The 22,183-nt window shown below is 55.2% G+C and carries 18 protein-coding genes; 12 read left to right on the forward strand and 6 right to left on the reverse strand.

Features of this window, described 5'->3' with window-relative positions; genetic code table 11:
• Position 1: 1 nt before the first annotated feature.
• The 5 genes from HF894_RS12670 to HF894_RS12690 form a co-directional block, all read right to left on the reverse strand.
• A complete protein-coding gene (locus tag HF894_RS12670) occupies positions 2–1,819 on the reverse strand; it encodes an alpha-L-fucosidase (protein ID WP_394369851.1) in 1,818 nt (605 codons plus the stop codon).
• A 117-nt stretch (positions 1,820–1,936) separates the two neighbouring features.
• Positions 1,937–5,023 (reverse strand): chondroitinase family polysaccharide lyase, encoded by a 3,087-nt coding sequence (locus HF894_RS12675; protein WP_204972856.1) that lies wholly within the window; start codon positions 5,021–5,023, stop codon positions 1,937–1,939.
• A 110-nt stretch (positions 5,024–5,133) separates the two neighbouring features.
• On the reverse strand, positions 5,134–6,417 hold the full coding sequence (locus HF894_RS12680) for a DUF2851 family protein (protein ID WP_204972859.1): 1,284 nt from the start codon (positions 6,415–6,417) through the stop codon (positions 5,134–5,136).
• 11 nt (positions 6,418–6,428) lie between these two features.
• Positions 6,429–7,643 (reverse strand): sensor histidine kinase, encoded by a 1,215-nt coding sequence (locus HF894_RS12685; RefSeq protein ID WP_204969467.1) that lies wholly within the window; start codon positions 7,641–7,643, stop codon positions 6,429–6,431.
• 203 nt (positions 7,644–7,846) lie between these two features.
• Positions 7,847–8,383: a hypothetical protein gene (locus HF894_RS12690; RefSeq protein ID WP_204972861.1), complete on the reverse strand. Its 537-nt coding sequence runs from the start codon at positions 8,381–8,383 to the stop codon at positions 7,847–7,849.
• A gap of 263 nt (positions 8,384–8,646) precedes the next feature.
• Between HF894_RS12690 and HF894_RS12695 the strand changes: the two genes are divergently transcribed.
• From HF894_RS12695 to HF894_RS12735, 9 genes are all read left to right on the forward strand, one after another.
• Positions 8,647–8,823 carry a hypothetical protein gene (locus tag HF894_RS12695; RefSeq protein ID WP_021846430.1) on the forward strand — a complete coding sequence of 59 codons (177 nt, stop codon included), beginning with the start codon at positions 8,647–8,649 and terminating at the stop codon, positions 8,821–8,823.
• Between the two features lie 19 nt (positions 8,824–8,842).
• A complete protein-coding gene (locus HF894_RS12700; protein WP_021846429.1) occupies positions 8,843–9,436 on the forward strand; it encodes a hypothetical protein in 594 nt (197 codons plus the stop codon).
• A gap of 392 nt (positions 9,437–9,828) precedes the next feature.
• Positions 9,829–10,590 carry a 4-hydroxy-tetrahydrodipicolinate reductase gene (gene dapB / locus HF894_RS12705; RefSeq protein ID WP_021846428.1) on the forward strand — a complete coding sequence of 254 codons (762 nt, stop codon included), beginning with the start codon at positions 9,829–9,831 and terminating at the stop codon, positions 10,588–10,590.
• Positions 10,591–10,606: 16 nt separating this feature from the next.
• Positions 10,607–12,091: a S26 family signal peptidase gene (locus tag HF894_RS12710; RefSeq protein ID WP_204972863.1), complete on the forward strand. Its 1,485-nt coding sequence runs from the start codon at positions 10,607–10,609 to the stop codon at positions 12,089–12,091.
• Between the two features lie 21 nt (positions 12,092–12,112).
• The gene (lepB, locus tag HF894_RS12715) at positions 12,113–13,033 is read left to right on the forward strand and encodes a signal peptidase I (protein ID WP_204972866.1); all 921 of its coding nucleotides are present in this window, start codon (positions 12,113–12,115) and stop codon (positions 13,031–13,033) included.
• A 13-nt stretch (positions 13,034–13,046) separates the two neighbouring features.
• A complete protein-coding gene (locus HF894_RS12720; protein ID WP_204972868.1) occupies positions 13,047–13,712 on the forward strand; it encodes a WbqC family protein in 666 nt (221 codons plus the stop codon).
• A 14-nt stretch (positions 13,713–13,726) separates the two neighbouring features.
• Positions 13,727–14,539: an SDR family oxidoreductase gene (locus HF894_RS12725; RefSeq protein ID WP_021846424.1), complete on the forward strand. Its 813-nt coding sequence runs from the start codon at positions 13,727–13,729 to the stop codon at positions 14,537–14,539.
• A gap of 22 nt (positions 14,540–14,561) precedes the next feature.
• The gene (uxuA, locus tag HF894_RS12730; RefSeq protein ID WP_204972870.1) at positions 14,562–15,731 is read left to right on the forward strand and encodes a mannonate dehydratase; all 1,170 of its coding nucleotides are present in this window, start codon (positions 14,562–14,564) and stop codon (positions 15,729–15,731) included.
• 67 nt (positions 15,732–15,798) lie between these two features.
• A complete protein-coding gene (locus HF894_RS12735) occupies positions 15,799–16,386 on the forward strand; it encodes an epoxyqueuosine reductase QueH (protein ID WP_204972880.1) in 588 nt (195 codons plus the stop codon).
• A gap of 308 nt (positions 16,387–16,694) precedes the next feature.
• On the opposite strand, the gene HF894_RS12740 is transcribed toward HF894_RS12735, so the two are convergent.
• The gene (locus HF894_RS12740) at positions 16,695–17,951 is read right to left on the reverse strand and encodes a M16 family metallopeptidase (protein ID WP_204972872.1); all 1,257 of its coding nucleotides are present in this window, start codon (positions 17,949–17,951) and stop codon (positions 16,695–16,697) included.
• A 143-nt stretch (positions 17,952–18,094) separates the two neighbouring features.
• On the opposite strand from HF894_RS12740, the gene HF894_RS12745 reads away from it, so the two are divergent.
• The 3 genes from HF894_RS12745 to HF894_RS12755 all read left to right on the forward strand — a co-directional run bounded on the left by HF894_RS12745 (position 18,095) and on the right by HF894_RS12755 (position 22,183).
• A complete protein-coding gene (locus HF894_RS12745; RefSeq protein ID WP_204969475.1) occupies positions 18,095–19,030 on the forward strand; it encodes a carbohydrate kinase family protein in 936 nt (311 codons plus the stop codon).
• A gap of 126 nt (positions 19,031–19,156) precedes the next feature.
• Entirely contained in the window at positions 19,157–20,227 is a 1,071-nt protein-coding gene (locus HF894_RS12750; protein WP_204972874.1) for a tyrosine-protein phosphatase, read from the forward strand.
• Between the two features lie 87 nt (positions 20,228–20,314).
• Positions 20,315–22,183, forward strand: coding sequence for a DEAD/DEAH box helicase (locus tag HF894_RS12755; RefSeq protein WP_021846666.1), 1,869 nt, complete (start codon positions 20,315–20,317; stop codon positions 22,181–22,183).

The raw sequence follows: 22,183 nt of genomic DNA on the forward strand, positions 1-22,183 counted from the left end.
ATCAATTTAAGGATACGCCCATTTCTTCCATCTCTACCACAGCTGCCGAAGCATCGGGTGTGGTAGCATCAAGCTTGATGAAACGGGCCTTCTGAGACTGGGCAAACTTGACGGTCTGCGGCAACGGATTGTGCATGATGTTGCTGAACTCACCGCTGGCAGGCACTTTGGTCCATTCTTTTCCGTCCAGGCTGACATAGAATGTATAGCGGTAGGCCATGGTCGGCTTGGCCTGCTCGTTGAGGGGAGCATAGGTAAAGCCTTTCAAGCTCACTTCCTTACCCAGGTCAATGACAAGTGGCTGGGCAGAAACTTTCTTCCAGGAGTCGCGGGGCAGGTCGTTCCACTTGGAGGCCGCCTGCTGTTCTTCTACATCGGGAGCATAGTAGGCAGCCACGTTGCTGATGTGTGCCTCAAGACGGGCGCTTCCAATGGTTATCCGCAAGGCCTCGGCCTCTACCATGGGGAAACGGAGCATGCGCTTGTAGCCTACCGTCGTACCTTCGCCCAACAGTTGCCACTGCCCTTCTACACGGGCCTCCACACGGAAGCTCTCCACACGCTGTCCGCGGGCAATGTCTTCCTGCAGAAGTACCACATTGATTTTTGACGAGGGCTTCAGCTCATATTCCCGCTGGTCGCCCGAGGCGGCATCCCACATTTTCTGTCCCTTCTTGACGCGATTGTCGGCAAACACCTGCTGACGATAGGCCGCAAACTCCTTCAGACGGGCCACGTCGGCTTCATGAATACGACCGCGACGGTCAGGCGGAATGTTCAGCAGCAACACGGAGTTATAACCAACCGACTGGAAATAGATATCGGCCAGGTGCTTCAGGCTCTTCACCTTACCGTTCTCGTTCTCATGCCAGAACCACCCCGGACGGATGGACACATCGACTTCCGAAGGATACCAGAACAGCTCGGTCGCATTCTTCAGCATCTCGCGGCTTCCCAAATCCTGCGACTTGTTATCGATACCCAACCGCTGCTTGCTTTCCGCCGAACGGGCATAGATACCCGGAGCCAGCACGGTGGCACTCCACTCCGTCTCACGCCCGAGACCACGTTCGTTACCCACCCAGCGGACGTCATCGCCCATGATGGCCATCACAGCCTTGGGTTGCAGGCGCTGGATGGTCTTGTAGAAGGCATCCCAATCGTAAACCTGCTTCTTGCCATTGGGCCCTTCGCCGTTGGCACCGTCGAACCACACTTCGTGCACTTCGCCATAGTTGGTCAACAGCTCAGTGAGCTGTTCGATAAAGAATTCGTTGTAGCGGGGAGAGTCACCGTAACATTCGGCGTTACGGTCCCAGGGAGAGAGATACACACCAAACTTCATGTCATACTTCGTACAGGCATCGCGCAGTTCCTTCACCACGTCACCCTTTCCGTCCTTCCAGGGAGAAGAAGCAACCGAATGTTTTGTGGTCTTGGTAGGCCACAGGCAAAAACCGTCGTGATGTTTGGCCGTCAGCAATACCATCTTGAAACCGGCTTCCTTCAACTCGCGAACCCATTGTTTGGCATCCAGATCGGTGGGATTGAACAAGGCAGGATCTTCTTTACCATCGCCCCACTCTCTGTCGGTAAAGGTATTGATACCAAAATGCAAAAAGGCTGTCAGTTCCATCTGCTGCCATTCCAACTGCTGGGGAGAAGGAACCAAACGGGCAGACATCGATACTTTTTGCTCCAACGTCGCATGTTTAGGGAATTGTACATGTTTTACAAAAACCTCTGTTTCTTGCTGGGCTTGCCCACGCAAAGGCAACATGCCCAACAGACACATTACAAGAAATGATTTTAATTTCATAAGATTAGGGTTGAACATTATTTCAACAAATATAAGCAAAACCTGTAAGATTACCAAACAAAAAGTAATCCTACAGGTTTTTAACTGTCAAAATCCATGTTTTTACTTACCCTAACTTTAATGTTTCAGTTCAACTCCAAAGCTGGCAGCATCCTTACAAGCAAAACGCAGCACTGTCTGCTTTTTATCTACTGAAACGACTTTGCAGAAAGGAGTCTCATCTACCTGCCAACACCCTTTTAAAATAACGGTCAACGGCATCTCGGCACTTTTGTTGCTTTTCCACGGACGAGAATGGATACTACGTTCCTTACGTTTGCCTTGTTCGTCGAATGCCTCATCACTGGGACCGCTATAAAGAGCCAAATCGGGTTGAGCCACAGTAAGACGTACCTTCTTACCTTCCTGACGAACCATCACCAGACAAGAAGTATCGGTTGCTTGTACCAATCCATCTTTAGGTAGAGATTGCGATGTCTCAAAAAGAACATAGGATGTCAAAGTACCATCAGCCGTACATACAATGTGAGCATTACGGTCCTGTTGAAGCACCTTATAATCGGGTTTTCGGGCAAACCGTTTCAAAGTGGCAGCATCTGTACGAGGCAAGATAGCATATTCATAAGAAGCATCTTTCGGTGCCTTGCCGTGCTGCAGGGTAAGCGATACCCAGTTGCCTGTCGTAGGTTTCACACTGCGTTCACCCACAGTAGTCTGCGGGAAGTTTTTCTCAAATTTAGCCGATTTCATCGTCGCTTTCGACAGATAATATCCTACGCCGTTAGGGTCAAGATAGCTTGTACCATTATCCTGATAGGCATCCCAATAAGTACGGAATTCAGGGGTAGTAGCAGCCAACTGGAATACAGTAGTTTCTGTCGGATAATCTGTATTTACATTCTCAATATCCGAGCCAAGACAGACAATAGTACCATTCAAGAAGTGATAGGACTTACGGGCACGCAAAGAACCGTTATACTTGTCATGTTCGTGCAGTTTCATACCGAAATTACCGTTTTCACCGTTCTGTGAAAGTCCTCCAGCAAAGGCTTCGTCAGAATAAAGCATCTCTTCCATACCCGAATAGATGTCCACATTCAACACGTTGGCACGCAATTGATCGAAAGGCAGATGAATGCTGGTAACACCTGGTATACGGTTCCAGTCGAAACCTGCTTCCTGCCAGCCGCTGGTAGTAAAAGTTACCATTTCATCGGGCTTTCCCGTCAGAATCTGAATACTGCCATGAGCCAGATAACGGCCGTAGAAATTGGCATCCAAATAGTGTTCGGCCGCCCAAAGGTAACGTGAATGACCACGCACTACTGCCGCCCAATTGTCGCGACGCTGCACACTTACACAACCGTAGCCCAAAGCCAGGTTACCCTGTGGGTCTGCTTCAGGACGGAAGCCTTGCGCTTCCAGTTCCTGTTTCAATTGCAATTCTTTTTTATTTGACGTACGGGGCAGGTAATCAGGGTCATTATCATTTACCCGACTGGTATACTCCATCAGGCGAAGGTAGGCAGCAGCCATGTCGGCATCGTAAGTCTGCTTGCCGTCAGGCGTACCCGAAAGGGCCATCATGGCATACTGCACGGGGATAAGTTGTCCTTTACCGTTAGGATGGCGGCCCGACATGGAGAGTGCCCATTGGCGGGTATTGCAATAGAACCGCATGGTAAGCAACACCTTCTTCACCGTTTCATGCGCCAGCTCAGACACACGGAACTGCGTACCACTCAACAAGTAAATCATGTTTGTGGCACCATCCAGCCCTCCTACAGCATAAGCCGGATAGTTGTTGCAATGATGGAAGCAGGCGCCATCACTCTTGAAGGAACCCATCAGGCCGTCAGCCGGACGACAACCATAGTCAAGCCAGCGGGAGAAGGAACGCAGATACTGTACCTTTTCAGGTGAATCTTCCATGATAAGAATACTGGCTATACGACCCTGTGTCTGGGTATTGAAAGAGTCTATGTCGATACCGTTCACCGTAGGCTTCGGATAGACTTCATTAGTGATAGCATACCAGCGCAACGTACGTTCGGCTTCAGCCAGTTTTCCTGCTTCACGCAGTACATCCTTCATCAAGAAATAGGCTACATAAAGACCACGCATGCTATAACCATAGTGGTGAATATTACCCCAACAACTGCCATAAGCCACACCTTGATCGGTAATGTGGTCGTACATGGCCAGGAATTTCTGTTGGAGTTCATCACGCAATGTGTCATCTTTAGCATTCAGATAGGCAGTGGCAATGCGCTTCATCAGGTTGAAATAATTGTTCATCTCCATGCCCAACTTGGTGAACATATCTTTGTCCCAACCGGGTATCATGCGCTCGTAGGCCTCGGCCTGACGTACCATGAAGATGGGCAGACCGCTCACCTTGCCGTTCTTATAGGTAATATGATAGAAGTCGTATGCCTTGCGAATGGCCTGCATTTCCTTGTCAGTCAGTTTGCCAGGCGTATAGAGCATGTCACGAAAACGGGCTTCCATCAGCCTCATATCCTCCTTCTGTTGTTCATTAAGAGGTGTCAAGGCTATTTCGGGCTTCCAAAGCGAATGCTCATAAATAACCAGCCAATGGTTCGTCGTGCCTTTATTCACGAAAGGTACCTGCACATCAGCTGTCTGCTGACGGGCATCCACTTTACTACCGGTAATAATATGGTCGAAGTAAAGTTTGCCTTTCATGTCGGGTGCTACGATGCGCAACTCATTCATGCCTTCCTCTGGTATACCCTGCATATCGCGTTCATAACACACCCATGCAGCACGCCAACCTGTGAAGTTGATACCAAAGGGAAAGGAAGTACAGAGTTTGCCGTCTTTCAGAAATTCGAAACGTATCTGCTTGTCCTGTGCCTGCTCGTTGTACACCCACACGATAAAGGCCGAAAGATAGAGATCTTTACCCGTAGGATCCTTCTTCTCAAACATCAGATCTTTTTTTACACTGAGTACAGCCCCCGGCTCATACTCCCAGCTAAGACTATGAAGCCCATCTTTGTAGTGTTCATCATTAATAGTCAATCGGGAAGTTGCATCCGTCGTCATATAGGCAGGTACCTCACCATCTTCGAAAGAGAGCAAACGTTCGTTTTTCACTACCTGTGCTTCAGTCTGAGAGATCAAGAAGAACCCCAAAAGCGTAGCCGCTCCACGGGACCATTTGTTGAAATGCATCATATTCTGTTAGTTTATTTAAGGTTGTTACAATGTCTTTCTTATTCGGTCACGAAGAAACGACATTTCCAGCAGACCAACAGATAAAATCGTACAGAATAGATACAAAATAGTTAGCGATTCCCTTTTTGCTTCAAGAACTCGTACCCAAAACGGCAACGCAGGCAATCCTTACGATCACAATATTCTTTCTGAAGCTGAATAAGAGCCTGTGAGTCAGCAGCTGTTGAAACAGGTAGACCAGCCCCACTCCACATTCGTGTGATGTAGTTGTTCTCGGCCTTCAGAGTCTCCAGCAACATCGTAGCCCGTTCACAAAGGCTTTCCTCCTGGCGATACTGTCCATAGGCATAAAGGAAAGGGACGACGGTATTGATAATGACCAAATCAAGCGCGCCACGGCCCATTCGCTTAGGCTGGTGAACGGAGGCCCTGCCGAAGGTGAAATGCTCTTCCCAATAGGAAGAAGTGCCCACAGCCAATAATTCGTGCAGCTCGTCGGCGGTACGGGCCTCCATCACCCGCGAGAAGAGCGTCTGCCCGCGGTGGTACAGGTCGGCCAGCTGGGCCAGGCGAACGTAGGGAAAACCGCCGGGGCGTTGGCGTAGGAACCTCCAGCGCGAAGGATCTAATGGAGCGGGCAGGCTGAACTTCTGCCGCAAGTAGCGGAATTCTTTCTGAAGGCGGAAGTAATAGTCGCCGTAATCGGGCTGTTCTTCGTCCAGCAGGCCAGCCATGCCAAGAAAAAAGGCTTCCACCTGAAAGAGGTCGTCGCGATGCTTGTCCACGGCACGGAAGGGAATGAGCCGTGCCCATGCCTCAAAAGCGTCGCTGTTCAACCCGAAGCCATAATTTCGCGCCAGGGTAACGAAGAACACGTCCTCCCAATGATTGCTGTACGCATCGAGACGGGCACGGATGTCGCGCGCCTTCCGCCCGAAGCGCTCGGCCTGCAAGGCAGAGAGCCAGGAATGGATTGTCAGCTTGGGCAAAGACGAAAGGATGGAGTAACAAGGCGGATGGATTTCCGAGCTACGCAGTTCGTCGTAACGGCGGGCTACATAATCGGGGCAGCTCAATATGAGCTGGGGAATAGGCTGGCCGTCACGGCGGCACACAGGGCAGTCGGCCTCGCCCACTACGTGCAGGATAACGTTGTCGTAGGCCGCATCCGTCTGGTGTCCGTGCTTCTGCCAAAGGGAGGAACGGTCGTGCAGTTCCACGTTGCCCACCCACAGCACGCCGTCCAGCTTCAGCTTGGCATTGAAGAAGTCGGGGCCTGCATCGGTGTTGGGCAGGCCGGAATCGATGACTTCCACCCGTTGGCCGTCAGTGGTGCGGAGTTCCTGCAAAGGGAAAATCTTGTGTTTCCAAAGGTAGTGTAAGAGGTGTTCCATACTATTAGTAATTAATCTGTTTTATCAGTAGTTGCCGGAAAAGGCAGAGACATCGTAAACTCGCTGAACCGTCCCTGCACGCTCTCCACGCTGACGTAGCCGCCATGCTCGCGGGAGACGTTCATCACGTAGTTCAAGCCGAGGCCGAAGCCGGAAACTTTCTTTTCCCCGCTGCCGTCGTCGCGGGGCAGGACGCGCTCGAACTTGTCGAAAATGGTGCGCTGGGCCGAAAGAGGAATACCGATGCCGTTGTCGCGAACGCTGATGCGAATGAAATCAGCTTCACGTCGCGAAGCAATGCGTATCTCTACCGTTTCCTTGGAGTATTTCAGTGCGTTATCTATCAGATTGGAAAGGGCTTCCTTCAGATACTCCAAGTCACCATAGACTGCCTCGGCCTGCAGGTCGGTATGGAAGGTGACGGGCTTCGTGGCCTTCGCCTCGAACACCTGTATCAGGTCGTCCACGGCGGGACGCAGGGGATGCCAGTCTTTGGTGAGCAGCAGCTGGTGATGTTCCATCTTCGAGAGGGTGAGCACCCGGTTGGTCAGGTCCAGCAGGTGCAGGCTCTCCCGCTCCAGCAGGTCGAAGTGCTCGCGCTTGCGGTCGGGCTTGTCGTCCAGACGGCCGCTGCGCAGGTTCTTCACCGCCATCAGGAGGGTACTGATGGGGTTCTTCATGTCGTGCACCATGGCGTAGGAGAAGTCCTCGCGCATCTGGAACAATTTATCTTGCCGCTGGATGATGTCCACCTGCTTGAAGATGCCAAAGGCCAGCAGGAAGAAGCCTGCCACCGTGCCCAGCAGGTAGTAGAGCTGCGACCCGACGGTCTCGGCACGAAGGTTGAGGAGGCGGGCACGCACGCCTTGCAGGCTATCCAGCGGGATGACGAACGTGCGCCGCTGCTCCAGCTCCCGTTCGTAGTCGTCGAAGTAGCGCAGGGCGAAGCGGAGCACCACGGTCGAGTCGCCCGAGAGCGATACCGTGTCCAGCCGGAAGCGGAGGCGGCGCAACCCGCCCTCGCGCAGCTGCTGGCGGAAGAGGGAGTCGAGCCCTGCCTCGGGGCAGAGGGCGTGGCGGTCATCGGCGCGGCACCAGGCCTCGTGGACGGTGCGCGTCACACGCTGGCTGTTGAGTCCCAGACCCATGCCCGTCCAGCGGCCGAGGAAGAAGACGGCCACGGTGGCGGCCACGAGGGTTAGGAGGATATAGTAGGACTTGCTCATGTCTGTAGCGGTTAGCGGTTAACGGTAAGCGGTGAGTGCTGGTACTAACCGTTAACCACTCACCGCTTACCGCTACAAAAATAGCTCCTTTTCCCTTTCCCTCCAACTCCGTTGACGTAAAGATAAATACACCGCCTCAAATCGGTAAGAATTTATCTTCCAACAAGCATAAGACATGCTCGTAACCTGTAATCCAGAACGGCTCAAAAACTGATGCAAAGACCTAAGACACGTTGAGCCTGCTTCATGCCGTTTGGCGACACCCAATGAATGTTTGAACTCCGGAACGAGAATTCTACCGTTTCCTTGGCCTTCCTTTTATTCTTATGTGAAAAGACAAACAATGGAATGCTGGAAGCAGTCAGACCTATACCCGCAACCAAAATGACATCCCATACCTTCCCGTCCTCTTTCCAGTTACTATTGGTATGCGCAGTATTACCTGCTTCCCCTATCCAGCCGACAACCGTTCCACAAACACCTAATCCAAGCGCAGCCCATGCGTATTTCCTCAACCGCTTGTGTTTTTTCCAATAAGCTGTTTGCTTGTAGTCGAGTATCCCCTTACCCGTCACCACCCCATCGGATGCAGTCGGTTTATAAGATTGTTGAAACTTGGCCTGAAGGCTTTCTCCACTTACTGAAATACACTCCATAACCGCATAGGCATTGTGCATCTCCTGCGCTTTGGCTCCGAAAGAAAGAGATACAAAGAAGAGTATCTGAATTATATACTTCATAGTTGCAATATTTAAAAACATTATAAAGATAGGAATATTCTCCATACATGGTACACGATTCCTTCCATAAAGGAATATTTTAAAGACAAAAAGACCACCATTGTAACGTATCTACGCGCAGGGCAGGGCGTTTCGCCCGACTCCTTCCTGTTATGACTTCCGTCATGCAGAAGCTCCGTTAACGTAAAGATAACGTAACATTAACCTTCCGTTTACCTGAGAGGACTTATCTTTGCAACGTCAACCAGAAAACAAATGTCATAATGGAAACAACTTTCAAGAACCACATGACCCGCTTCCTCGCGAAAGAAGCGGAGTCGCTGACGGGTAACGACCCCGTCAAAAAAATCCTCGTCCTGGCAGCCGTCGGGCTGGCCAGCTTCATCACCTGCTTCGCAGCGGGCTACTATATCGGAAAATATATGGCCATCTTTTATTGAATCCTATCATTCACGCTTTATGGAAACAACTGCACAACCCAATCAGAACCCCGCCCCGCAACCGGACGGCATAGAAGTGAAACTCAATCTGTCCAAGACCGCCGTATATGAAATACTGCTTTATTTCTTGGCCATGTTCGCCAGCTCGGCCCTCTACATCTACATTTGGGAGGAATTCTCCTCGTTCAACTGGGGACACTTCATCGGATTACACTACGGCAAATCCGTGTTACAACTGCTTTTGGCCATAGTCGGCCTTTACATTCTGCTATACAGCCTGCTAGGATACTTCATCAACGGGCGTAGCCTGAAAGGTCTCCGCTGGGCCTGCGACTGGAAATCCATCGGCCTCGCTCCCACCCGTCCCGTCCCCTTGAAGCATTACCGCCTGTTGTTGCTCCTGCCCGGTATCCTGATGGGCCTGCTGCCCGTACTGCACGGCTTCTGCACCGGCAATGCCACGGCCTACGTCTTCGGCATCATAAGCCTGCTGTGCTGCTCGTCCGACTTCATGATGTGGTACAAGCTGCGCCCCTTCGACGACGAGGATTTGTTCCGGCCGGGGAAAAACACGTTCCAAGGCACCGTCATCCGACGCAACTACGCGAAATAGATTCGCCCGTTTGTCAAGAAAAGCAACCAAGCTTTCTGAAGCCCCGTTTTCAGGTGTTTTTCAGATACTACCTGAAAGGCTTTCAGGTTCAACCTGAAGGGTCTTCAGGTACGGACCTGAAAAGTATTCAGTTTTTTCAGGAATGGTACCTGAAAATCAGATGCTGATTATCAAGGTGTTAGTCGTTTTCGACAGAAAAGGCGACACTCGACGCCGGCAAGCCTTTCTCCTTTCGGATGAAACCTCCGTTTGTCAGGAATATTCAGCAAGATAGGAGCATAGCGGCAAATACTCTCCTACCCCGTTATTGTTAACAAGTCAATAATGAAGGCTATTTGTGTCAGAAAAGTCCTATATTTGCACATTAATATAATTAAGAAAAACAGAGAACAATGAAAATAGCACTGATCGGTTATGGCAAGATGGGCAAGGAAATAGAACGCATTGCCCGTAGCCGCGGACACGAAATCGTCTGCATCATCGACATCGACAACCAGGAGGACTTCCAGTCCGAAGCCTTCCGCTCGGCCGACGTGGCCATCGAGTTCACCAACCCCAAGGCTGCCTACGGCAACTACATGAAGGCCTTCGAGGCGGGCGTGAAGCTCGTGTCGGGTAGTACGGGCTGGACGGAAGAACACGGCGAGGAAGTGCGACGCCTCTGCACCGAGGGCGGACGGACGCTGTTCTGGTCGAGCAACTTCAGCCTGGGCGTGGCCATCTTCTCGGCCGTCAACAAGTACCTGGCCAAGATTATGAACCAGTTCCCCGGCTACGACGTGAGCATGAGCGAAACGCACCACATCCACAAGCTGGACGCCCCGAGCGGCACCGCCATCACCCTGGCTGAAGGCATCCTCGAAAACCTCGACCGCAAGTCGCGCTGGGTGAAGGGCACGCTCCAGGCACCCGACGGCACCGTGACGGGCACCACCGCCTGCGCTGCCGACGAACTGCCTGTCAGCTCCATCCGCGAAGGCGAAGTACCGGGCATCCACAGCATTCGCTACGACTCCGAGGCCGACAGCATCACTATCACCCACGACGCCAAGAACCGCAGCGGCTTTGCCCTGGGCGCCGTGCTGGCCGCCGAATACACCGCCACGCACGAAGGCTTCCTGGGGATGGGCGACTTATTCCCGTTTCTGAAATAAACAAGCATAGCAAGCCATGAAACAAGTATCACGCAAACAATGGATCAAGTTCGGCATCGTCACGCTGCTCTACCTGCTCTTCCTCCTGTGGGTCAGGAGCTGGTGGGGACTGGTGGTCGTGCCTTTCATCTATGACATCTACATCACCAAGAAGATACCCTGGAGCTGGTGGAGGAAGTCCGAGAACGCTGCCGTGCGCGGCGTCATGAGCTGGGTGGACGCCATCGTGTTCGCCCTGGTAGCCGTCTACTTCGTCAACATCTACCTCTTCCAGAACTATCAGATACCGTCGTCGTCGCTGGAGAAATCACTGCTCGTGGGCGACTTCCTCTACGTGAGCAAGGTGAGCTACGGACCGCGCGTGCCCAACACGCCGCTCTCCATGCCGCTGGCCCAGCACACACTGCCCGTGTTCAACTGCAAGTCGTACATCGAGTGGCCGCAGTGGAAGTACAAGCGCGTGCCGGGCTTCGGACGGGTGAAGCTGAACGACATCGTGGTGTTCAACTTCCCCGCAGGCGACACTGTGGCCACCAACTTCCAGCAGACCGACTTCTACAGCCTGGCCTACAGCGAAGGGCAGCGCGTCTATCCGAAGCAGGTCAACATGGACAGCCTGACGCGCCAGCAGCAGCGGGCCGTCTACGACCTCTACTATGCAGCAGGACGCAACCTCATCTTGTCCAACCCGCAGATGTATGGCAAGGTCATCACCCGCCCTGTTGACCGCCGCGAGAACTACGTGAAGCGCTGCGTGGGCCTGCCGGGCGACACGCTCCAAATCAAGGAGGGACAAGTATATATCGACGGCCAGGCCATCGAGAACCCCGAAGGCCTGCAGTTCAACTACTTCGTGCAGACCACCGGCCCGCTCATCCCCGAAACCCTCTTCCGCGAGCTGGGCATCAGCAAGGACGACCAGTGGCTGATGAACAACGATCCGGGCTGGGAGGCCGAACTGGAGGCCATGGGCTTCGACCGCCGCGACGCACAGGGCCGTCTAGCTCCCGTCTATCACTTGCCGCTGACGCAGGCCATGCGCCAGGCCCTCGAAGGCAACAAGAAACTCATCAGCCGCGTCGCCATGGAGTCCGAGAGCTTTGCTGGACAGATGTATCCGCAGAACCTCTATACGAAGTGGGACCGCAACAACTACGGCCCCATCTGGATACCCGCCAAGGGAACCACCATCACCCTGACGGACGACAACCTGCCCATCTACGAGCGCTGCATCACGGCCTATGAGGGCAACAAGCTGGAACGCCGCCCCGACGGCCTCTACATCAACGGCCAGAAGACCGACACCTATACCTTCCAGATGGACTACTACTGGATGATGGGTGACAACCGCCACAATTCGGCCGACTCGCGCTATTGGGGCTTCGTGCCCGAAGACCACGTGGTAGGCAAGCCGCTCGTCGTATGGCTCTCGCTGGACAAGGACCGCGGCTGGCTGGACGGCAAGATACGCTGGAGCCGCCTGTTCAAGTGGGTAGACTAAGCTGAACGGAGGACAGACCCCATGAAGAAGGCGGGAAAAGTCATAGGAACCGTAGCGGGAGTGGCGCTCATCGTGGTGCTGCTCCGCTCGTGTGTGGCGACGTCCTACCTGATTCCCTCGGCCGGCATGGAGAACTCGCTCTATCAGGGCGAACGCATCCTGGTGAACAAGTGGAGCTACGGGCTGCGCCTGCCCTTCATGAACCTGTGGGGTTACCACCGCTGGGGCGGCGGCCCGGTAAAGAGGGAAGATATCCTTGTCTTCAACAACCCCGCCAACCGCCAGACGGACATCAGCCGACGCGAGGTCTTCATCAGCCGCTGCATCGGCCTGCCGGGCGACACGCTGCTGGTAGACTCCTTCTTCACCGCTCTGCCCGGCCAGCAGTATGCCCCCGACCAAAAGTTCGTCTACGCCTATCCCAAGGCCAAGGAACGCCAGCTGGACACGCTGCTGGCCACGCTCTCCATCCGCCACGCCGAACGGATGGGCGAAGACTCGCTCCACTACCTGCGCAGCTTCAGCCGTTACGAATACTATCTGCTGGAGCAAGCTCTCTACGGACACTGCTGGATACAACCGGCCACTCGCCCCGACTCCCTGCAGGAAGCCCGCGCCCTCATCGTGCCGAAGAAGGGCCGCGCCGTGCGCGTCTATCCGTGGAACCGCGTGCTGCTGTGCAACACGCTGGTACTGCACGAGCACCGCAACGCCAAGATACAGAACGACACCCTCTACGTGGACGGCCGCCCCGTGCAGCACTGCGTCTTCACGAAAGACTACTACTGGGTGGCCTCGAACAACGCGGCCAACGTGTCGGACTCGCGCCTCTTCGGCTTCGTGCCCGAAGACCACCTCATCGGACGGGCTTCCGTCATCTGGTTCTCGCGCGACAAGGAAAGCGGCATGCGCTGGGAAAGGATTGGCAAGGCGGTGCGATAACAACAAGAAAGCAATGGAAAAGGAAACGATATACCTCTCTTCGGCCTATCTAGCCCCGGTGGAATACTACACCAAGCTACTGGCCTACAACCGCGTCTATGTGGAAGACTGCGACCACTACCTGAAGCAGACCTACCGCAACCGCTGCACCATTGCCGCGCCGGACGGCCCGCTGGCGCTCTCGGTGCCCATCGTCAAGCCGGACACGCTGAAGTGCCCCATGAAGGACATCCGCATCTCCGACCACGGCAACTGGCGCCACCTGCACTGGAATGCTCTGGAATCGGCCTACAACCATACCCCTTTCTTCGAATACTACAAGGACGACTTCCGCCCCTTCTACGAACAGAAGTACGAGTTCCTGGCCGACTTCAACGAAGCCCTGTGCCGCCTGGTCTGCTCGCTCATCGGGCTGGAACCGCAGATGGAACGCACCACGGACTACAAGACCACCTTCGCTCCCGGCGAAGACGACTTCCGCGAACGCATCCACCCCAAGAAGGACTTCCGCACGGAGGACCCCGACTTCTGCCCGCAACCCTATTACCAGGTGTTCCAGGAACGGCTGGGCTTCCTGCCCAACCTGAGCATCGCGGACCTGCTGTTCAATATGGGACCCGAAAGCCTGCTGGTATTGCAGGCCAGCCATCGAAGAGAAAACGTACATTCATTCATTTAAACAATATATTTATCATGAAGAACTTATTTGACATCAGAGACAGAGTAGTAGTCATCACCGGAGGAACCGGCGTATTGGGTAAAGCCATCGCAGCCCACCTGGCCGAAGAAGGCGCCAAAGTGGTTATCCTTGGCCGCAAGGCCGAGGTAGGCAATGCCATCGTGGCAGACATCAAGGCAAAGGGTGGAGAAGCCATGTTCCTGACTACCGACGTGATGGACCGCAGCAAACTGGAGCAAAATCTGGCTGACATCCTGAAGGCTTACGGACGTGTAGACGCCCTGCTGAATGCTGCCGGAGGAAATATGCCGGGAGCCACCATCGGCCCGGACGGTACGTTCTTCGACCTGAAGATTGAAGAATTTCAACGTGTACTCGAACTGAACCTGACCGGCACCGTATTGCCTACGCAAGTTTTCCTGAAACCGATGGTAGAACAGAAGAAGGGCGTCATCGTCAACTTCTCCAGCATGGCCGCCTTCCGCCCCATGACTCGCGTAGCAGGCTATGCCGCCGCCAAGGCAGGCATCTCCAACTACACCGCCTTCATGGCTACCGAAGTAGCCAAGAAGTTCGGCGAGGGTATCCGTGTGAACGCCATCGCGCCGGGCTTCTTCCTGACCGAACAGAACCGCACACTGCTAACCAACCCCGACGGTTCGTGGACGCAGCGCGGACAGGACGTCATCCGCCAGACTCCCTTCGGCCGCATGGGACGCCCCGAAGAACTGTGCGGAACCATCCAGTACCTCATCAGCGACGCTTCGAGCTTCGTGACGGGTACCGTGGCCGTGGTAGACGGCGGATTCAATGTATTTGCCATGTAATCCTCAAAAAAACAATACCGATATGATACTTTGCGAACAAACCTGGCGCTGGTACGGGCCGAACGACCCTGTCAGCCTCTGGGACATCAAGCAAGCCGGAGCTACCGGCATCGTCAATGCCCTGCACCACATCCCCAACGGCGAGGTGTGGACTGTAGAAGAAATCATGAAACGCAAGCAGATGATCGAGGAAGTGGGCCTCACGTGGTCTGTGGTCGAGAGCGTGCCCGTACATGAGCACATCAAGACGCAGACAGGCGACTTTCAACGCTACATCGACAACTACAAGGAAAGCCTGCGCAACCTCGCCCAATGCGGCATCTACATCGTCACCTACAACTTCATGCCCGTGCTCGACTGGACACGCACCGACTTGGCCTACGAACTGCCCGACGGCAGCCGCGCCCTGCGCTTCGAACGTGCCGCCTTCATCGCCTTCGACCTCTTCCTGCTGAAACGCCCCGGCGCCGAAGCCGACTATACCGACGAAGAGAAGGCCAAGGCACGCGCCCGCTTCGAGCAGATGACCGACGAAGACAAGCAGAAACTCGTCCGCAACATGATAGCCGGCCTGCCCGGCTCGGAAGAGAGCTTCACGCTGGAGCAGTTCCAGCACGAACTGGACCGCTACAAGGATATCACGCCCGAACGCCTGCGCCGGAACCTCATCTACTTCCTGAGCGAAATCTGCCCCGTGGCCGACGAAGTGGGCGTGAAGCTCGTCATCCATCCCGACGACCCGCCCATGTCCATCCTGGGCCTGCCACGCATCATGAGCTGTGCCGAAGACTTCCAGGCGCTCATCGACGCCGTGCCCAACCCCAGCAACGGCCTCTGCCTCTGCACCGGTTCGCTCGGCGTCAGCAGCGCCAACGACTGCGCCGCCATGATGACCCGCTTCGCCGACCGTATCAACTTCGTGCACCTGCGCTCCACCCAGCGCGACGCTGAAGGAAACTTCCACGAGGCCAACCACCTGGAGGGCGACGTCGACATGTACGGCGTGATGAAGGCCTTCCTCGAACTGCAGCAGCGCCGCGGCGTCTCCATCCCCATGCGTCCCGACCACGGACATCAGATGGTGGACGACCTGCGCAAGAAGACCAACCCCGGCTACTCGTGCATCGGCCGCCTGCGCGGACTGGCCGAACTGCGCGGACTGGAAATGGGAATTGCGAAATCGATTTATTAATTAATAGTTAGCGGTGAGCATATTATCTGTGCTCACCGCTAACCGTTTACCCCTAACCACTAACTCCATGCTCAAACTCCAAACTCCCAACGGCGACACCCGCATCCTGCTCCACTCGTGCTGCGCCCCCTGCTCGTCGGCCATCATCGAGTGCATGCTGGCCAACGGACTGCGCCCCACCGTGTTCTACTGCAACCCCAACATCTACCCGCAGGCAGAGTACGAGACGCGCAAGAACGAGGCCATCCGCTTCGTCACCTCCCAAGGCCTCGATTTCGTCGACGCCGACTACGACTACGCCCACTGGAAAGCCCGGATGACGGGACTGGAGGACGAGCCCGAACGCGGCCCGCGCTGCCTGCGCTGCTTCACCCTGCGCCTGACGGAGACCGCCCGCTATGCCTCGGAACACGGTTTCACGCTGTTCACCACCACCCTCGCCTCGTCGCGCTGGAAGAGTCTGGAGCAAATCAACGAGGCCGGACGATGCGCCGCCGCCCGCTACCCCGGCACCCTGTTCTGGGAGCAGAACTGGCGGAAAGACGGACTACAGGAGCGGCGCAACCAGCTGCTCCGCGAATATGCGTTCTACAACCAACAGTACTGCGGCTGCGAATTCAGCATGAGGCGCCTCAACAAGCCGAAAGAAGGCTGACTGCCCCGCACTGGGATTCCGTCCTGCACACTGCAGGAGGCTTTCGCGCTTCGCGATTTCGTCCTGCACGCTGCAGGAAGCTTTCGCGCTTCGCGATTCCGTCCTGCACGCTGCGGCAAGCTTTCGCACTTCGCGATTTCGTCCTGCACGCTGCAGGAAGCTTTCGCGCTTCGCGATTCCGTCCTGCACGTTGCGGGAAGCTTTCGCACTTCGCGATTCCGTCCTGCACGTTGCAGGAAGCTTTCGCACTTCGCGATTCCGTCCTGCACGCTGCGGCAAGCTTTCGCAAGCCGCGAAAACGCCGCCCATCATTTATAAATCAATACGGAAAGATAGTCTTCGGCCAGCAGCTCGCCCGCCACGGCCAGCAGCTCGTCCGCCGTAAGCTCGGCGACGCGGCGGCAGACGGCCTCCTGCGACTCGTAGCGGTTGTAGTGGAGGAAAGTCTTCGCCATGCCCAGGGCGTTGTTCTCGTTGTTGTCCGACGCCACGCCTATCTGGCCTATCAGCTGCTTCTGGGCGGCGGCCAGCTGCGAGGCGGTCAGGCGGCAGTCGCGCAGGCGCTTCAGCTCCTTGTGCACCAAGTGGAGGCAGAGGTCCACGTCGGCGGGGTCGCAGCCGAAGTAGATGCAGAACGTGCCCGTGTCGGTGTAGGCCGTCAGGTTCGACTCCACGTTGTAGACCAGTCCGCGGCGCTCGCGCAGTGAGACGTTCAGGCGGCTGTTCATGCCCGGCCCGCCCAGCAGGTTGTTCAGCAGGTAGAGGGCCGTGCGACGGTGGTCGTAGGCGTTGTAGCCGCGGGCGCCCAACATGACGTGCGCCTGGTTCGTACCCTTGTCCAGCACGAGGCGGTCGGGCACGTAGAGCGGCGGGGGCGTGCGGCGGGCCGTAACGGTATCGCCCATCCCACCACCGGGCAAATCGCCTACCAGCTTCTCGGCCAGGCGCACCACACGGCGGAAATCCACGTCGCCCAGAACGAAGAACACCATATTTTCCGGCCGGTAGTAGCGGCGGGTGAAGGCCACAGCGTCCTCCGTGCGGAACGTGCGCAGCCGTTCGGGCCGTCCCAGGATGTTGCGCCCCAGCGGATGGCCGCGGAAGATGAGGTCCTCGAAATCGTCGAATATCAGTTCGGCCGGATTGTCCTCGTACGACTGTATCTCGTCGATGATGACCTCGGTCTCCTTCTCAATTTCGCGCTGCGGAAAGGTAGAGTGGAACACGATGTCGGCCAGCAGCTCGAAGGCGCGGGCGAAATGCTCCACCAAGAAGGCCGAATAGACCACCGTCTCCTCCTTGTTGGTATAGGCGTTCAAGTCGCCGCCCACGTTCTCCATGCGGTTCAGGATGTGCCACGCCCGGCGCTTCTGCGTTCCCTTGAAGATGAGGTGCTCCACAAAGTGGGCCATGCCCTGCTCCTCTTCGCCTTCGTCGCGCGTGCCGGCATCGACGGCAAATCCACAATAAGCCACCCGCGAGCGCAGGGGCTCGTGGATGATGCGCAGGCCGTTAGCCAGCGTATGCACGTGATACTCCGGTTCCCCGGTTTCAAACTTCTTCATCGGTCGGTTTTCTTACATTTTGCGCCTGCAAAAATACAACAAAACCTATTGCGTTTTATGGAAAATTGCGGATATTTGCACCCGGCAAAAGCGGGAAGACGCGCCCCGGCCGCCTCCCCGCGAGCGTAAAAACATCATTCACTATGCGAAAAGTAATCGGCATCGGAGAAACCATTCTCGACATTCTCTTCCGCAACGGGCAGCCCACCGCGGCCGTACCCGGCGGTTCTGTTTTCAACGGCCTCGTGTCGCTGAGCCGTGCGGGTGTCCCTATCCGCTTCATCAGCGAGACGGGCAACGACCAGGTAGGCAATATCATCCTCCAGTTCATGCGCGACAACGGCATGCCCACGGAACACGTCAACGTTTTCCCCGACGGCAAGTCACCCGTGTCGCTCGCCTTCCTCAACGAACGGAACGACGCCGCATACCTCTTTTATAAAGACTATCCCCGCCAGCGACTCGACGTGGTGTGGCCCGAAGTAAACGAAGACGACATCGTCATCCTCGGTTCTTATTACGCCCTGAACCCCGTGCTACGCGACAAAATCGTGGAACTGCTGGACATGGCGCGTGCCAAGAAAGCCATCGTCTACTACGACCCCAACTTCCGCTCCACGTACAAGGAAGAAGCTATCAAGCTGGCGCCCACCATCATCGAAAATCTGGAATACGCCGACATCGTCCGAGGATCAGTAGACGACTTCTTTTACATGTACAACCTGCAAGACGTGGACAAGATTTACAAGGACAAAATCAAGTTCTACTGCCGCAACTTCATCTGCACCGCCGGACACAAAGACATCGCCTTGCGCACGGCTCACTTCAGCAAGGATTACCCTATTCCGACAGTAGAAACCGTCAGCACCGTCGGCGCAGGCGACAACTTCAACGCCGGTATCATCTACGGCCTGTTGAAGCTGGATATCCGCTACGACGACCTGAACGACCTGGACGAAGCGCGCTGGAACCGCGTGATGGACTACGGCATCGCCTTCGCCACGGAGTCGTGCCGCAGCCTGAACAACAGCATCTCCCCGGAATTTGCAGAAAAATTAAAGATAGAAAAAGAAGCATAAAAGGGGCACCCGTCCAATACGCCTTGAACGCAATTTTCCTATATTTGTGATAACCGGCTTTCCGGGGACGGCATCCGTCCCGCATGGAAGCCGGATTTCTGTCCATCCAAAAGAAAATTCGCAAGTATGTATAGAAATTTGTATTGCCTGTTAATGTTAGCTGCCCTGCTCCCGTCGTGCAGCAAAACCAGTCCACGCATCTCCGTCGTGTGCGAAGAAAACAACGTAGGGAACAGCGTCGTGAAATGGGAAACCATCCCCGAAATCCCCGGCGAAGTCAAAGTCTATGCATCTGAAAGCCCGGAACACACGGGCACGGAACATCTCGTAGCCAGCGCACCCATCTCCGACCAGCACCTGACCATCATCACCACCGACCCCATGCGCCGGTATTATTACCGGATGGTTTTCGCCGAGAAATACAAGGTAGACATGGCTACACGCAACATCAACATCCCGGGCATACAGAATTTCCGCGACCTCGGAGGCTATCCCTCCTACCCGCATCATAAATTCGTCCGCTGGGGAATGCTCTACCGTTCCGGTGAAATCAACAGACTACGCAAAGGTTCACTAAAAAAACTGAAAAACCTGGGAATACGAACCATCATCGACCTCCGTTCGCCCGAAGAGAAAATAGAACTCAGTAAAAGCCTGGAGAAAAACTTCAGCGTAGTATCTATCCCCATCGCTACTGGAAACATGGAACAAATCATTAACGGCGTGCAAGACCGAAGCATCCGTAGTGATACAGTTTACCGCATCGTGGAACGCATGAACCGTGAATTGATTACCAAATACGCGGCACAATACCGCAAAGTATTTGACCTCCTGCTCAATGAGGACAACTACCCCGTCGTCATCCACTGTTCCTCTGGTAAAGGCCGCACAGGTATTGTCTCAGCGCTCATTTTAGCCTGCCTCGATGTCAACGAAGACAAAATCATGGAAGACTACCGCCTGAGCAACGATTACTTCAACATTCCTCGGGCTACCCGCTACGCCTACAACTTGCCCGTCCGCTCGCAGGAAGCCATCACTACACTCTTCTCCGCCCGCGAAGACTTCCTGAACGCAGCCAAGGAGGAAGCCGAACGCCAGTATGGCGACATCAAAACCTATCTGCGCGAAGGCATCGGCCTCAGCAAGCAGGAAATGAAACATCTGCGGAATATCCTGCTGACAAAGCAGCCGTAAGACAATCCGAAAACGAAGCTTTCGTTTTGTACTTCACTCGGTTTGCACTATCTTTGTCCCCAAAACATAAAGAGATACAAAGATTTAATGAAGACATTTGAAGAGCTTGGTGTGTCGCCGGAGATACGCCGCGCCATCGAAGAGATGGGATATGCGTATCCCATGCCAGTACAAGAAGAAGTAATTCCCTATCTTTTGGGAGAAAACAATGACGTGGTGGCTCTGGCACAGACAGGCACCGGAAAGACAGCGGCCTTCGGACTGCCGCTGACACAGAAAATCGACGTCAGCAAACAATATCCACAATCACTGATCCTCTGCCCCACGCGTGAGCTCTGTCTCCAGATTGCGGGCGACCTGAACGACTACAGCAAGTATATCAACGGCTTACGCGTGCTGCCCGTCTACGGTGGCTCGTCCATCGAAAGCCAGATCAAGGCCCTGAAACGCGGCGTGCACATCATCGTGGCTACGCCCGGCCGCCTGCTCGACCTCATGGAGCGCAAGACCGTCTCCCTGGTCACCATCCAGAACGTGGTGATGGACGAGGCCGACGAAATGCTCAACATGGGCTTCACCGACAGCATCAACGCCATCCTGGCCGACGTGCCCGAAGAACGCAACACTCTGCTCTTCTCGGCCACCATGAGCCCCGAAATAGCCCGCATCTCGAAGAACTATCTGCACGACGCCAAGGAAATCACCATCGGACGCAAGAACGAGGGAACGGCCAACGTGAAGCACATCGTCTACGTGGTCCATGCCAAGGACAAGTACGAGACGCTGAAACGCATCGTCGACTATTATCCGCAGATATACGGCATCATCTTCTGCCGCACCCGCAAGGAGACGCAGGAGATAGCCGACAAGCTGATGCAGGAAGGTTACAACGCTGACTCGCTACACGGTGAACTGTCGCAGGCGCAGCGCGACGCCGTGATGCAGAAGTTCCGCATCCGCAACCTGCAGCTGCTCGTGGCTACCGACGTGGCCGCCCGCGGACTGGACGTGGACGACCTGACGCACGTCATCAACTACGGCCTGCCCGACGACACCGAAAGCTACACTCACCGCAGCGGACGTACCGGACGCGCCGGAAAGACGGGCACCTCCATCGCCATCATCAACCTGCGCGAGAAGGGCAAAATGCGCGAAATAGAACGCATCATCGCCAAGAAATTCGAGACAGGCGTCATGCCTACCGCCAAGCAAATCTGCGAAAAGCAGTTGATGAAAGTCATCGACGACCTGGAAAAAGTGAAGGTGAACGAAGAAGAGATAGCTGACTTCATGCCCGACGTCTGCCGCAAGCTGGATTGGCTGTCCAAGGAAGACCTCATCAAGCGCATGGTGTCGCACGAGTTCAACCGCTTCGTGGAATACTACCGTGATCGCGAAGAAATAGAGACCGTCGGCACCAACGAAGAGAAGAAAGCTGGAAAAGGTAAAAAGAACGGCAGCCGCAAGGCCGAAGCGGGCTTCACGCGCCTCTTCATCAACGTGGGCAAAACAGACAACTTCTTCCCCACCGATCTCATCGGCCTCATCAACAGTAACACGAAAGGCCGCGTCGACCTGGGACGTATCGACCTGATGCGCAACTTCTCGTTCTTCGAAGTGGACGAGGCCGAAGCCGATAAGGTCATCAAAGCCCTGAACCGCACACGCTGGAACGGACGGAAAATCTCCGTCGAGCCGGCCGGAGAAGCCGACGAGAATACGGGCAGGAAAAAGGCCGAACGCAAAACCGAGAAGCCTGAACGCAAGAAAGCCGAAAAGCCCGCTAAGGAACCCAGACGCGCCAAGCCCAGCCGCGAAGAGCGCGGATACACCAAGCCCCGCGGCCGCAAGGACGACTGGAAGCAATTCTTCCAGCACGAAAACGGGCTCAAGGGGCCCGAACCCGACTTCAGCGAAGAGGGCTGGGCCAAGCCGTCGAAGAAAAAAAAGAAATAA

Source organism: Caecibacteroides pullorum (assembly GCF_019239235.1).
Classification (GTDB): Bacteria; Bacteroidota; Bacteroidia; order Bacteroidales; family Bacteroidaceae; genus Bacteroides; species Bacteroides pullorum.

Coding starts and splice junctions, on each gene's coding strand:
- HF894_RS12750 (WP_204972874.1), top strand. CDS start 19,157: ATGTATAGAAATTTGTATTGCCTGTTAATGTTAGCTGCCCTGCTCCCG.
- dapB (WP_021846428.1), top strand. CDS start 9,829: ATGAAAATAGCACTGATCGGTTATGGCAAGATGGGCAAGGAAATAGAA.
- HF894_RS12695 (WP_021846430.1), top strand. CDS start 8,647: ATGGAAACAACTTTCAAGAACCACATGACCCGCTTCCTCGCGAAAGAA.
- HF894_RS12675 (WP_204972856.1), bottom strand. CDS start 5,023: ATGATGCATTTCAACAAATGGTCCCGTGGAGCGGCTACGCTTTTGGGG.
- HF894_RS12685 (WP_204969467.1), bottom strand. CDS start 7,643: ATGAGCAAGTCCTACTATATCCTCCTAACCCTCGTGGCCGCCACCGTG.
- HF894_RS12740 (WP_204972872.1), bottom strand. CDS start 17,951: ATGAAGAAGTTTGAAACCGGGGAACCGGAGTATCACGTGCATACGCTG.
- lepB (WP_204972866.1), top strand. CDS start 12,113: ATGAAGAAGGCGGGAAAAGTCATAGGAACCGTAGCGGGAGTGGCGCTC.
- HF894_RS12710 (WP_204972863.1), top strand. CDS start 10,607: ATGAAACAAGTATCACGCAAACAATGGATCAAGTTCGGCATCGTCACG.
- HF894_RS12700 (WP_021846429.1), top strand. CDS start 8,843: ATGGAAACAACTGCACAACCCAATCAGAACCCCGCCCCGCAACCGGAC.
- HF894_RS12735 (WP_204972880.1), top strand. CDS start 15,799: ATGCTCAAACTCCAAACTCCCAACGGCGACACCCGCATCCTGCTCCAC.
- HF894_RS12690 (WP_204972861.1), bottom strand. CDS start 8,383: ATGAAGTATATAATTCAGATACTCTTCTTTGTATCTCTTTCTTTCGGA.
- HF894_RS12670 (WP_394369851.1), bottom strand. CDS start 1,819: ATGAAATTAAAATCATTTCTTGTAATGTGTCTGTTGGGCATGTTGCCT.
- HF894_RS12745 (WP_204969475.1), top strand. CDS start 18,095: ATGCGAAAAGTAATCGGCATCGGAGAAACCATTCTCGACATTCTCTTC.
- HF894_RS12680 (WP_204972859.1), bottom strand. CDS start 6,417: ATGGAACACCTCTTACACTACCTTTGGAAACACAAGATTTTCCCTTTG.
- uxuA (WP_204972870.1), top strand. CDS start 14,562: ATGATACTTTGCGAACAAACCTGGCGCTGGTACGGGCCGAACGACCCT.
- HF894_RS12755 (WP_021846666.1), top strand. CDS start 20,315: ATGAAGACATTTGAAGAGCTTGGTGTGTCGCCGGAGATACGCCGCGCC.
- HF894_RS12725 (WP_021846424.1), top strand. CDS start 13,727: ATGAAGAACTTATTTGACATCAGAGACAGAGTAGTAGTCATCACCGGA.
- HF894_RS12720 (WP_204972868.1), top strand. CDS start 13,047: ATGGAAAAGGAAACGATATACCTCTCTTCGGCCTATCTAGCCCCGGTG.